The organism is Thermobacillus xylanilyticus, from assembly GCF_907165215.1.
Lineage (GTDB): Bacteria > Bacillota > Bacilli > Paenibacillales > Paenibacillaceae > Thermobacillus > Thermobacillus xylanilyticus.
Genome location: NZ_CAJRAY010000043.1, coordinates 52117 through 66036, shown reverse-complemented (window position 1 = coordinate 66036; position 13920 = coordinate 52117). Strand labels below are relative to the sequence as shown.

Here is a 13920-nt window from a genome sequence, read left to right as displayed (position 1 = left end):
TTGCAACCAATTATCCGCAAAAAATCAAGTATGGGAGGAGCGATGGATGAGACGAAGAGCGAAGCGGTTCACGGCGGCATGGGCCGCGGCAGCCCTCTTGTGCGCGGCAGGGCTCAACGCGCAGTCCGGCGTGCATGCGGCTTCACCAGAAGTGTCCGGGGAAGCGCTTGCACATGCGGCGGAGTCGGGAACGCGCACAATCGTAAGCGCTGTCAATGTTCGGGACAGCCTTGTCGCCCAATACGGATCGCCCGTCATTGACGGCGAAATCGATCCGGTGTGGGACAAGGCCCGGATCGTCGAGGCTCGGCATGCGTCGGGGGATACCCGGGCGTCCGCAGCGTTCAGAGCGCTGTGGGACGACCATGCGCTCTACATTCTCGCGGAAGTCACGGACGGCAGCCTTTCCATGGAATCTCCGCTTCCCTACGAGCAGGATTCGGTGGAAATCTTCCTCGACGAGAACCGTGACAAGACGAAGGAATTCGGCGTGGATGACCTGCAGTTCCGCGTGAATTTTGCGAACGTCCAAACCATTGACAAAGGTGATGGCTCCCGTTTCTACACGGCGACGCGGCTTACGGATGACGGCTATATTGTCGAAGCCCGGATCAGCCTCAAGAATAAACCGGACAACGGCACAGTATCGGGCATCGAGCTGCAAGTCAATGACGCTGAAGGTGCGGGACGGATCGGCACGCTCAATGTTTTTGATCCGACGGGAGGCGCATGGGACGATACGGGGTTGTTCGGCGAGATCTTCTTCACCGGGAAGAAGCGCGGCGACAAGAGCGGCCTCAATCCGTATGATCTGCTCAACCTGATGAAGCGTGCGCTGTCCATCGATTACTCGCTCTACAAGAATCCCGGCGTCGTCAAAGATGCCATCCTCCAGGTTGCCGCGGCAAACCTGCTGGGCAGCGCGGATGTGACGCAGGAGCAGATCGATGAGCAGTATGCCATGCTCGCGGAAGCGATCGACGCGCTGGAGATGACGGAAGAAGCCGCGAACGAGAAATATTTCACGCCGCTTCCGGTCGAGTATTTGGCCTTGAGCGACAAGCCGGGGAGCATCGAACGCCTGTCCTACCGGACGGCCAATCCGGACGGCGGCATGGACACGAAGTACGTGAATGTCTATCTTCCGCACGGATACGACGCCTCCGACAAGAACACCCGGTACAATGTGCTCTACTTGATGCATGGAATGGGCGAGAACGAAAATCTGCTCTTCGGCGGACCGGGCGAAAACCGTTCGCTCAAGAAGATCCTCGACAACATGATGGCGAACGGGGACATTGAACCGCTCATCGTCGTCACGCCCACGTTCTACGGCGGAAAAGGCGATATCGCCGTTTTCCACGAAGAACTGCTGCAAGACATCATTCCGCTGGTGGAAACGAAGTACAATACTTATGCGAAATCGGCAAGCTTGCAAGATCTGAAGGCATCCCGGGCCCATCGCGCATTCGGCGGGTTCTCCATGGGTTCGGCCACGACCTGGCATATTTTCGCCCACTGCCTGGATTACATCAAATATTACATGCCGCTCAGCGGAGCGGGTTTCGGATTGGGCGGAAGCGGCGATGCGGCGCAAACGGCGGAATTCCTTGCGGATGTGGTGCGGAAATCCGGCTACGAGCCGCATGAATACTACATTTTCAGCGCCGCGGGCACGCAGGACTTCGCTTATCCGGGACTGCACGACCAGATCGAGGCGATGAGGCAGTTGTCCGATGTGTTCCCCTATTCATCGGACCCGGCGAAAGGCAATCTCTACTTCATCGCGGGCGAAGGCGGCACGCACACCTGGTATTGGCAGAATCAGTTCATTTACAACATTTTGCCGGATCTGTTCAAAGGCGAGTCTTGAAAAACCCGGCAAGCTAAAACGAAGTTGCAAAACCGGATGCGGAAGGGGAGGATCGATCCGTTATGAGACGGAAAACCAAAAGGTTCGGCGCGGCATTGGCCGCGGCATCACTATTCAGCGCGCTGCTGATCAACATCCAGACCGGAGATTACGCCAGAGCGGCTGCTGCGCAGGTTGAAATCAAGGAGGCATCCATGAACGGAAGAATTATCGCCCAGTTCGGATCGCCGGTCATCGACGGCCGGATCGATGAAGTATGGGAGAAGGCGCGGCCGTACCAACCGCGGCATTCATCCGGCAACACCAACGCGAGCGCAACGTTCAGGGCGCTGTGGGATGACCGTGCACTCTACATCCTGGCGGAAGTGAAGGACGGCCAGCTGTCCACCCGGTCCGGAACGCCGTACATGCAGGATTCGCTCGAAATCTTCCTGGACGAAAACAACGACAAGACCCGGGAATTCGGCGCGGATGATCTGCATTTCCGCGTCAACATCGACAACGTCCAATCCGTGGACAAAGGCGACGCCTCGCGATTCTATACCGCTGCGACCAAGACGGACGACGGCTATGTCATCGAAGCCCGGGTCGCCCTCAAGAAGAAGCCGGCCAACGGCACCGTCCTGGGCATCGAGCTGCAGATCAACGATGCGGTGGGCGAAGAACGCGTCGGCACACTCAATCTGTTCGATTCGACGGGCATGGCCTGGGACGATACGAGCCTGTTCGGCGAGATTGTGCTGGTCGGGAAGAATGCACGCGAGACGAGCGGTCTCAATCCCTATGATTTGCTCAACCTGATCAAGAAAGCGCTGTCCATCGATTACTCGCTGTACAAAAATCCGGAAGTCGTGAGAGATGCCGTCCTTCAAATTGCCGCGGACAGCCTGCTGGGCAGCACGGAAGTGACGCAGCAGCAGATCGATGAACAGTATGCCGCGCTTGCGGAAGCGATCGGCGCGCTGGAGATGACGGAAGAAGCCGCGAACGAGAAATATTTCACGCCGCTTCCGGTCGAATACCTGGCTGAGAGCGACCAGCCCGGGACGATCGAGACGCTGTCGTACGAGACGGCGAACCTGGACGGCGGCAAGGACAAGAAGCGGCTGCACGTCTATCTCCCGCACGGCTATAACGCATCCGACAAAGGCACGAAGTACAACGTGCTGTATCTGATGCACGGCGGCGGCGAGAATGAGGATCTGCTCTTCGGCGGACCGGGCGAAAACCGGGCGCTCAAAAAGATTATCGACAACATGATCGCCCGCGGCGACATCGAGCCGCTCATCGTCGTGACGCCGACCTTCTACGGCGGGAAGAACGATGTCGCCCTGTTCCACGAAGAATTGATCCACGATATTGTTCCGCTGGTGGAGTCGAAGTACAACACATACGCGAACTCGGCAAGCCTTAAAGATTTGAAGGCGTCCCGGGCTCACCGCGCGTTCGGCGGGTTCTCGATGGGATCGGTGACGACATGGCATCTGTTCGCCAAGGGCGGTCTGGACTACTTCAAATACTACATCCCGCTCAGCGGCGACAGCTGGGCGCTCGGTGAAAGGAGCGGCGGCACCCGGCCTGAGGAAACGGCGAAGTTCCTTGCGCAGGTTGTCCGCAAGTCGGGCTACAAGCCGCACGATTTCTACATCTTCAGCGCCACGGGCACGCAGGATATCGCTTATCCGAATCTGAAGCCGCAGATCGAAGCGATGAAGCAGCTGGACGATGTCTTCCGCTACTCGTCGAACCTCGACAAAGGCAACTTCTATTTCATCGAAGCCGAGGGCGGGTCGCACACCTGGTATTGGCAGAACCAATACATTTACAACATTTTGCCGGATCTGTTCCAAGGCGAGGCTTGATCCGCGTCCCCCGCGTTTCCGTGCAAACGGAACCGGGGGCTTTCTTTCTTAACCAAAAATGAAAACGCTTACAAACAATATAAAAAATGCACACACGCATCTTCAAAATCATGTCTGCCTTTCAAACAGCCGCTTCCCTACAATGAAAAGTGAAAGGAGTGTTTGCGCCATGACCGCCGACACGAATACAACCGATGCCAAACCGATTCGGTCATCGCTTGTTTGGAAGCGTTTCAAACGGCAGCGAACCCTGCATCTCTTCGTCTGGATCGGCATCCTGTATTTGCTGGTCTTCGCCTATACGCCGATGTTCGGCATTCTGATGGCCTTCAAAAATTACACCATCGTGCAGGGCATCAAGGGGATTTTCACCAGCAGCTGGGCCGGATTCAAATATTTCATCGAGTTCTACAACGACTACAAATTTTACGACATCGTGCGAAACACGCTGGTGCTCAGCTTTCTGAAGGTCATCTTCACGTTCCCGATCCCCATCCTGTTCGCCATCATGCTGAACGAAGCGAAGAACATGGCGTTCAAAAGGGTGGTGCAGACCGCCAGCTACCTGCCTCACTTCATCTCCTGGGTGGTCGTGCTCGGGCTGTCGTTCACTTTCTTCTCCAGCAACGTCGGGTTGATCAATCAATTGCTCCTGGACTGGGGCTGGATCGACAAACCGCTGCCGATCCTGACGAGCCCGAACTATTTCTGGGGACTGGCCGTCGGCAGCGCGATGTGGAAGGAAGCCGGATGGTGGGCGATCATTTTCCTGGCGGCCATCGCCGGCATCAATCCGACGCTCTACGAGGCGGCCCAGATCGACGGAGCCGGAAGGCTGGCCCGGATCTGGCATATTACGCTGCCGGGCATCCGGGGAACGGTGGTCGTGGTGCTCATTCTGACGATCGGAAGCATTCTCGGAGGCGGGCTCGTCGGTTCCAACTTCGACCAGGCCTTCCTGATGGGCAATGCCGGCAACAACGACACCTCGGAGATTGTGCAGACCTACGCCTTCAAAGTCGGGCTGGCCCAGGGCCGATATTCGTATGCCGCGGCCATCGATCTGGTTCAATCGGTCATCTCCGTCATCCTGATCTTCACCAGCAACGCGATCGCGAGGAAGGTGTCCGGAACCAGCTTGTTCTAATACCGTCAGGAGGGTCATCATGAAAGGGCGCTTGGAAGACCGGATATTTGACGGCGTCAACTATTTGCTGCTGTCACTCATTTTCTTCGTCACCGCCTATCCGTTCTATTATCTGCTTGTCACATCTTTCAACTCGGGCACGGACGCGCTCCTGGGAGGAGCATACTTCTGGCCTTCGGATTTCACGCTGGAGAACTACAAGACGTTCTTCAACGATTCGAAATGGCTGTCCGCGCTGTTCATGAGCATTGCGCGGACGGTCGTCGGCGCCGTCACGGGCGTGCTGTTCACCTGTCTGGTGGCGTACGGCCTGTCGCACAAAGGGCTGGTGTTCAGCAAGGTTTACTTTTCCCTGGTCATCTTCGCCATGTATTTCTCGGGCGGCCTGATTCCGTACTACGTTGTGCTGCGCTCCCTTGGGCTGCTCAATTCGTTCGCCACTTACATCATCCCGGGGATGCTGAACACGTTCTTCCTGCTGATCGCGATCTCGTTCTTCCGGGAGATTCCGAATGATCTGAAGGAATCGGCGTGGATGGACGGCGCGAGCGAGCTGAAGATTTTCTATCGGATCATTCTGCCGATCTCCAAGCCGCTCATCGCCACGATGGCTTTGTTCGTCGGGGTCGGGCATTGGAATTCATGGCTCGATTCCGCCTACTTCGTCCGGGCAGAGTATCTGCGGACGCTGTCCTACCGGCTGATCGAGATCATCAACCAGAGCCGGGTGCCGCAGGAGGCGATCGAGGCCGCCGCCGGCGCGTCATCGGTCACCAGCTACTCGCTGCAGGTGACCGCGATGATCGTGTCGATCGCTCCGATCATCTGCGTGTATCCGTTCCTGCAGAAGTACTTCGTGGCGGGCATCATGCTCGGCTCGGTCAAGGAATAACTTCCCATTTGTTATTAAAGCGCAAGCTTTAATAAGATAAACTCACAGACAATGGAGGGCTCGCGAATGAAAAAGACATGGGGTTCGTTGTTCATTCTGACGCTCATCCTGGCCTTGCTGGCCGGATGCGGCGGAGGAGGCAACGCGAAATCCGGCTCCAATTCCGGGGGTCAGACGGGCCAGAACGGATCGGCCTCCGACTCCGGATCGCAGGATGAAATCGTGGAGCTGGACTTGTTCATCAACCACTCCTGGTACCCGGTTCGGTCCTGGACGGGATCGATCGCGGAAGAAATCACGAAGCGGACGGGCGTCAAGCTGAACGTCACGGTCGCCGCCGATTCGGAACAGCTGCCGCTCATGATCGCATCCGGCGATCTGCCCGACCTGATCTTCACGTTAAGGGAGCCGCGGTTGGAAAATCCGGACATGTCGTACCCCTGGAATGAACTGATCGAGAAGTACGCGCCGGACTTCGAGATCGATCCGGTCCGGCTGGCGGTGAACACGGCGCAAGACGGCAACGTGTACACGGTGCTCAATTCCTTCGCCACCCCGGAAGAATGGGCGAGCAACCCTTACGCGCTGGGCAACGACGGCAACCCCGGCATCGCGGTGAGACAGGACATTCTGGACGAGCTCGGCGCGAAGATCGAAACGCTGGATGATTTCGTCTCCGTCCTGGAGCAGGTGAAGCAGAAATACCCGGACATGGTCCCGATGACGATGGACATCGAATGGATTCCGCAGTATTTCAAAATGCAGTTCGGCATCCCGCCGCACAGCTCCTGGCATGAGCAGGACGGCCAATTGAAACATATCATCTCGCATCCGAAGGCGCTCGAGTTCTACAAATTCATGAACAGTCTGTACCGGAACGGCTATATTCTGGCCGAGAACTTCACGTACAGCAACGACCAGATTGACGACGAATACGCGGTCACCGGCAGAGCGTTCGCCCACAGCCATACCGTCAGCGTCGCGGAGGCGGACAACGCCAAGGTGAAGAATCAGGGCGGCAATTATCAGTTCACGATGATTCCGTCGGCGCTCACCGATGAAGCGTACAACCTGAGCACCGGCACCGGGTTCTCCGGAGTCTATATTACGAAGAACAACAAGAACCCGCAGAAATCGATCGAGCTCATCAAGTTCCTCGCCAGCAAGGAAGGCCTGGAGCTGGTCATGTTCGGCATCGAAGGCCAGCACTGGGAGTGGCATCCGGACGGCTATCCGGTCTTCCATTACGACGTGAACGACGCCGACTACGTCAATTCGGAAGGTCTGAAATGGTGGTACCTGTATTCGGACGCGATCGTGGAAGGGCTGCGCGGATACGTGCCGGGCACGCAGACGACGAAGGCGCTGCAGGAGATCAAGGAAATTACGGAACACAACCCCGCGATCGGCATGGTGAAGCTGCAGGACGGCACCGACGAGAAAGTCATTTTTGACAAGGTCGCAGAGATGGTGAAGACGGAGGAAGTCCGCATCTATCTGGCCGAATCGGAAGAAGCCGCGGAACAGGCATATCAGAACATGCTCAAGCTCGCGGAAGGCATCGGGCTCAGCAAGCTGGAAAGCTGGGCGACGGCCGAATACAAGAAGATGCAGGAGCTGTTCAATCAATAATCCGGAGCAGGCGTACAAAGGGGTCCTTCCCAGACCCCTTTTTTTCACTTGTGACGCAGCTGCGCAGGGGTTAAAGTAGTCGTAAAGACGTTGCTGCCCAGGGGACGTGAAGGTGATGAAACGTTTGTTCTCCAGAATGAGCATTGTCAGGAAAATGGTGCTGGGCTATTTCGTCATCATCTTTGTCCCGGTCATCACCTTCGGTTTCTACCACAATCATCTGATGTACCAGAGCATGATCGAAGAATATGCGAGCGGCAAGCAGCAAGTCATTGAACAGTCGTACGCCAACCTGAGGATCGACCTGCTGCAGATCTCGTCCAATTACGGGTTGTTCCAGCATAACGCCAACGTCATCGACTATCTGAACGGCGCGTACCGGTACAACTGGGAATACGTCTACTCGTACCAGAAGTACATCAAGCCCCTGCTGTCGGGCATGCTGTACGGCAATGACCATATCCGGGATATCCGGATCTACAAGGCAAGCGAGCGGGTATTCACCGCTCCGGAACACATCATCGATATGGAAGCCCTTCCATCGAACGTCCGGGAAGAGCTGCGCCGGCTCCCTCCGGGCAAAGGCCTCTGGTTCTGCGAATTGTCCGAATCGGGCGAATGGAAGCTGGCCTATTACCAGAACATGTACGCCGAGCGGTTCTCCAAACATGTCGGCGTCTTCTCCGTCGAGGTCGATCCGAAACTGCTGTACAGCTTCGCCAATACGCTGAGCAATGAAGGGCGCTCGGACGTTTACCTGCTGACCGGGGATCTGAAGTCCAGCCCGCCCGGCGCGAGGGAAGACATGATCGGAAAGATGCTCGAGCGGCCGTTCGCGTATTTCTTCCTCGACCGCAAGTCGCTGCTCGTCAACCACCTGACGATCGAGGAGCTGGGGCTCAGAGCGGCCGTCGTCAGCAAAACGGAGGATGTGTTCGCCAGCACGGCCAAGCAGAGAGTCTGGCTGTACCTGATGATTGCCGGGCTGCTGCTGCTCCTGTCGGGGATCTACTACATGCTGGCGGTGTCGGTAACGAAACGGCTGTCGCGGCTGGCCAGACATATGCGCCAGGTCGGCGAGAACAACTTCAAGACGCTCGACCATCGGGACGACCAGGACGAGATCGGCTATCTGACCTACACGTACAACTCGATGCTGCAGCGGATCGATGAGCTGGTCAACAAAGTGCAGCGCTCGGAGCTGCTTCGGAAGGAAAGCGCCTACAAGGCGCTGCAGGCGCAGGTCAAGCCGCATTTCCTGTACAACACGCTGGAAACGATCCGCATGCTGGCCGAGGCGAACGACGACCGCGAAGTGGCGGAACTCGCCTATTCCTTCGGACAGTTCATGCGCTACAGCCTGTCGAGCGACCACGAGCAGTTCAGGCTGAGCGATGAGGTCCGGAATATCGAGAACTACATGAAAATCCAGAAAACCCGCCTTGGCAGCCGGCTCACGTACAGCATCTCGGTCGAGGCCGACATCCGCCAGATCCCGTGCCCGCAGTTTATTTTGCAGCCGCTGGTTGAAAATTGCATCGTGCACGGACTGTCGACGATCCGGCGGAAGGGGGCCATCGCGATCCGCATCACGGATGACGACAACCGCGTGCGGGTCGAGATCTCGGACAACGGCGCGGGCATGCCGGAGCAGCGGCTGGAGGAAATCCGGAGGCTGCTGAACAATCGGCTGGATATCAAGGAATTTTCGACCCAGGACAGCGGCCTCGGCATTTACAACGTCAGCGAACGCATCAAGACGTACTACGGAGAAGATTCCCGTCTGGAAGTGGACAGCAAGCCCGGCGAAGGGACGGATTTCAGGCTTTATTTGAACAAAAAAGGGATGAATGGACATGTTGAACCTGCTGATCGTGGATGACGAGATGGTGATTCTGCACGGCATCGTCAAGATCATAAGGGAAGGGAAGACGCCGTTCACCCGGATCGAAAGCGCCCTGGATGCCTGTGAAGCCTTGTCTGTCATGGAGGATTTCGCGCCCGATCTGATCATTACCGACATTCACATGCCGGAGATGAACGGTCTGGAACTGATTCAGGAAGTGAAGGATCGCGGAGCGTGCGGCCGCTTCATCATCCTGACGGGCCATGACGAATTCGAATACGCCAGGCAGGCCCTCCGCCACCAGGTCATCGATTATTTGCTGAAACCGATCAACAAGATGGAATTGCTGGACCTGCTGCGCACGGTAGCTAAAACGATATTGGAAGAGGAGCAGGACGGCGCGAAGCATGCGCGGTCCGATTCGCAGTACAGCTTCCATGTGGAGAAAATTTTGCGGCATATCGATCAGCATTATCACCGGGACCTGTCCCTGGACCAGTGTTCCGAGCTGACGGGACTGCATCCCAACTACATCAGCCAGTTGTTCAAAAAGGAGACGGGCGTGTCGTTCGTGCAGTATTTGCACCATTACCGGATCGAGAAAGCGAAGGAGCTGCTGAAGAAAGACGGCGGCCTGCCCGTTCAGGTGATCGGCAATCAGGTGGGATTCGAGAATCCGCAGCATTTCATGAAAGTGTTCAAGAAGCTCGTCGGCTGCACGCCGGGGGCTTATCGGGAATCGGATGTGGAAGGGGATGGAGCATGAGCCGTTTGGTGATGAAGTACGACCGGCCGGCCGCCGAGTGGAATGAAGCGCTGCCGATCGGCAACGGCCGCATGGGCGCGATGGTCTTCGGCCACCCGGTGAGCGAGCGGCTGCAGCTCAACGAAGATTCGCTCTGGTACGGCGGTCCGCGGGACCGCAACAATCCGGATGCGGCGAAGGTGCTGCCCGAAATTCGCCGGTTGATTTTCGAAGGAAAGCCGCGGGAGGCGGAGCGGCTGGCGGTGACGGGCCTGTCGGGCATTCCCGAGACGCAGCGGCATTACGAACCGCTCGGGCAGTTGCTGCTCCATTTCGAAGGGATCGATCCGGATGCGGTCGAGCAATATCAGCGCAGCCTGGATCTGGAGCGGGCCGTCGCGTCGGTTGAATTTCTGCACCGCGGCGTGCGGCATCGGCGGGAGTATTATGCAAGCTGTCCGGATCAGGCGATCATCGTCCGCGCGACCGCCGACCGGCCGGGGCAGATCTCGCTCACGGCGCGGCTGGAGCGGGCGAGATGGCGCTACGTCGATGCGACGGGCCGCAGCGGGACGGATGCGATCTACATGACGGGCGCGAGCGGCGGAGCGGAGGGCGTTTCCTTCGCGGCGGCGGTGACGGCGAGGGCCGAGGGCGGCAGTCTGGACGCGGTCGGCGAACATCTCGTGGTTGAGCATGCGGACAGCGTGACGCTGGTCATCACGGCGGCGACCAGCTTCCGCGAGAAGGAGCCGCTCGCGCATTGTCTGGCGCATGCCCGGACCGTATGCGCGGCGCCGGATGACGAGCGGTATGCGCGGCATGTGCGGGACTATCGGGAACTGTTCGGCCGGGTGTCACTCGCTTTGGGCGGAGATGAGGAGCGGAGCGTACTTCCCGTTCCGGAGCGGCTGGAACGTCTGCGCATGGGAGAAGAGGATCCGGCGCTTGCGGCGTTGTATTTTCAATACGGACGGTATCTGCTCATCGCCTCCAGCCGTCCGGGATCGCTGCCCGCCAATCTGCAGGGCATCTGGAACGACCATTTCCTGCCGCCGTGGGACAGCAAGTACACGATCAACATCAATGCGCAGATGAACTACTGGCCCGCGGAAAGCTGCGCCTTGCCCGAATGCCATGAACCGCTGTTCGACCTGATCGAGCGGCTCAGGGAACCCGGCCGCAGGACGGCGCGGGTCATGTACGGCTGCCGGGGGTTCGCCGCGCACCACAACACCGATATCTGGGCGGACACGGCGCCGCAGGACACCTATATTCCCGCATCGTACTGGCCGCTCGGCGCGGCCTGGCTCTGCCTGCATCTGTGGGAGCATTACCGGTTCACGCAGGATCTGCCGTTCCTTGAGCGGTCGTTGGAGACGATGAAGGAAGCGGCACGGTTCGTGATGGATTACCTGGTGGAAGGGCCGAGCGGCGAGCTTGTCACCTGTCCATCGGTATCGCCGGAGAACAGCTACGTGCTGCCGAACGGGGAGACGGGCGTGCTGTGCGCCGGCCCGACGATGGATACGCAGATCATCCGCGCGCTGCTGGGCGCTTGTGTAGAGGCTGAGCGGGTGCTGTCGGACCGGACGGGCAAGGCCTCCGACGAGGCGTTCATCCGCGAAGCGGAGCTCGTGCTCAAGCGGCTTCCGAAGGAGAAAATCGGCAAGCTCGGCACGATCCAGGAATGGTACGAAGACTACGATGAAGCGGAGCCGGGGCATCGCCACATCTCGCACCTGTTCGCCCTGCACCCGGGCGATCAGATTACGCCGCGGCGGACGCCGGAGCTTGCGCAGGCCGCGCGCCGCACGCTGGAGCGCAGGCTGTCGCACGGCGGCGGGCACACCGGCTGGAGCCGGGCGTGGATCATCAACTTCTGGGCGCGGCTGGAGGACGGCGAGCAGGCTTACGACAATCTCGTCGCTCTCCTGTGCAAGTCCACCCTGCCGAACCTGCTGGACAACCATCCGCCGTTCCAGATCGACGGCAATTTCGGCGGGACGGCCGGCATCGCCGAGATGCTGCTGCAAAGCCATGACGGCGCCCTCCATCTGCTTCCGGCGCTGCCGAAGGCGTGGCCTTCGGGGGAAGTTGCGGGTCTCAGGGCGCGCGGGGGATACGAGATCGACATTCGTTGGGCGGATGGCGAGCTGGTCGAGGCGTGGATCACGTCCCGTTGCGACGGCGCCTGCACGTTCCGGGTTTCCCGCGATGTGGAGGTCCGGCTGGGCGAACGCGAGGTTGCGGTCCGGCGGGACGCGCGATATGCGGATGTGATGTCGTTCGAAGCGCAGGCAGGGCTCAGATATTGCCTGAAGGCCAAATAAATAAAAGGGGATGATGGCATGAAGAAACAAGCGTTCAACCCGTATCTGCCGTCCTGGGAGTACATACCCGACGGCGAACCGTATGTGTTCGATGGCCGTGTGTACGTCTACGGCTCGCATGACCGGTTCAACGGCCATGTTTTCTGCCTGAACGATTACGTCTGCTGGTCGGCGCCCGTGGACAATCTGGGGGATTGGCGGTATGAAGGGGTCATATACAAGAAGACGGACGACCCGCTCAATCCGGACGGCAGCATGTGCTTGTACGCGCCGGATGTGACGAAAGGGCCGGACGGGCGGTACTATCTGTTCTATGTGTTGGACAAAGTCTCCGTCGTCTCGGTCGCGGTGTCCGACACGCCGGCCGGCAAGTTCGAGTTCTACGGCTATGTCCGGTATCCGGACGGCACGCGGCTCGGGGAGCGGGAAGGCGATCAGCACCAGTTCGACCCCGGCGTCCTGACGGAAGGGGACCGGACCTATCTGTATACCGGTTTCTGCCCGAGAGGGGACAAGTCGCGGAGCGGCTGCATGGCCACCGTGCTCGGGCCGGACATGCTGACGATCGTCGAGGAGCCGGTCTTCGTGCTGCCGAGCGAGCCTTACAGCCGGGGCACCGGGTTCGAGGGGCATGAATACTTCGAGGCGCCGTCCATCCGCAAGCGCGGGGATACGTACTATCTGATCTATTCGTCGATTGTCATGCATGAATTGTGCTACGCGACGAGCAAGGACCCGACGAAAGGCTTCAAGTATGGCGGGGTCATCGTCAGCAACGCGGACCTGCACATCGATGCCTACAAGCCGGCGGACAAGCCGATGTACTACGGCGGGAACAACCACGGCAGCATCGTGGAGATCGGGGATCAGTGGTACATCTTCTATCACCGGCAGACGAACGGCCACCATTACTCCCGGCAAGGCTGCGCGGAGCCGATCCGATTCCGTGAGGACGGCAGCATCGTGCAGGCGGAGATGACGTCCTGCGGCCTGAACGGCGGACCGCTCGCCGGGCGCGGCGAATATCCGGCCTATATCGCCTGCAATCTGTTCTGCAAGGATGAGGAGCTGTACATCGGCACCTACGGCGCCTGGATGGACGGCAGGTTCCCGAAGATTACCCAGGACGGCAAGGACGGGGACGAGGAGCCCGGCTACATCGCGAACATGCGGGATACGGCGACGGCCGGCTTCAAATATTTCGACTGCCGCGGCGTGAAGAGGGTCAAAATCAAGGTGCGCGGCTACGCGAAAGGCGCCTTCGAGGTGAAGACGTCGTGGGACGGCCCGGCGCTCGGCTCGATTCCCGTAAACTTCACGAACGTATGGAAGGAATACGCGGCGGACATCGCGATTCCGGACGGCGTCCACGCGCTGTACTTCACGTACAGAGGCGAGGGCAACGCGCAGCTTAAATCGTTCACGCTGGAATCATGAGAAGAGGGAGGCATGCGCCTCCCTTTTGCATGTCGGATGTTCAAATGCCGGTGTTGTGAGCTTCGGTCCTTTATGGATCGCCTCGATGAAACTGCGACACGTTATTTTGCCGAAAACGGCGCTAAGTCTCAGTTTCGTTCCACGGCGGGGGAG

General features: G+C 58.8%; 9 protein-coding genes. All 9 read left to right on the top strand.

The annotated features are described in order from the left end of the window. Positions 1-46: 46 nt before the first annotated feature. The 9 genes from KJQ12_RS09355 (at position 47) to KJQ12_RS09315 (ending at position 13767) form a co-directional block, all read left to right on the top strand. On the top strand, positions 47-1873 hold the full coding sequence (locus KJQ12_RS09355) for a sugar-binding protein (RefSeq protein WP_213484441.1): 1827 nt from the start codon (positions 47-49) through the stop codon (positions 1871-1873). Positions 1874-1935: 62 nt separating this feature from the next. Then, positions 1936-3735, top strand: coding sequence for a sugar-binding protein (locus KJQ12_RS09350; RefSeq protein WP_213484440.1), 1800 nt, complete (start codon positions 1936-1938; stop codon positions 3733-3735). Positions 3736-3904: 169 nt separating this feature from the next. Further along, on the top strand, positions 3905-4882 hold the full coding sequence (locus KJQ12_RS09345) for an ABC transporter permease (RefSeq protein ID WP_015256015.1): 978 nt from the start codon (positions 3905-3907) through the stop codon (positions 4880-4882). 19 nt (positions 4883-4901) lie between these two features. Further along, a complete protein-coding gene (locus tag KJQ12_RS09340) occupies positions 4902-5774 on the top strand; it encodes a carbohydrate ABC transporter permease (protein WP_213484439.1) in 873 nt (290 codons plus the stop codon). A gap of 66 nt (positions 5775-5840) precedes the next feature. Continuing rightward, complete coding sequence (locus KJQ12_RS09335) at positions 5841-7406, top strand: extracellular solute-binding protein (protein ID WP_213484438.1); 1566 nt, start codon at positions 5841-5843, stop codon at positions 7404-7406. Between the two features lie 115 nt (positions 7407-7521). Beyond that, on the top strand, positions 7522-9288 hold the full coding sequence (locus KJQ12_RS09330; protein WP_244860545.1) for a sensor histidine kinase: 1767 nt from the start codon (positions 7522-7524) through the stop codon (positions 9286-9288). After that, a complete protein-coding gene (locus tag KJQ12_RS09325; RefSeq protein WP_213484436.1) occupies positions 9263-10018 on the top strand; it encodes a response regulator transcription factor in 756 nt (251 codons plus the stop codon). Before KJQ12_RS09330 ends, KJQ12_RS09325 begins: the two co-directional genes overlap by 26 nt. Next, entirely contained in the window at positions 10015-12330 is a 2316-nt protein-coding gene (locus KJQ12_RS09320) for a glycoside hydrolase family 95 protein (protein WP_244860538.1), read from the top strand. Before KJQ12_RS09325 ends, KJQ12_RS09320 begins: the two co-directional genes overlap by 4 nt. 18 nt (positions 12331-12348) lie before the next feature. Further along, complete coding sequence (locus tag KJQ12_RS09315; protein ID WP_213484435.1) at positions 12349-13767, top strand: family 43 glycosylhydrolase; 1419 nt, start codon at positions 12349-12351, stop codon at positions 13765-13767. Positions 13768-13920: the final 153 nt, after the last annotated feature.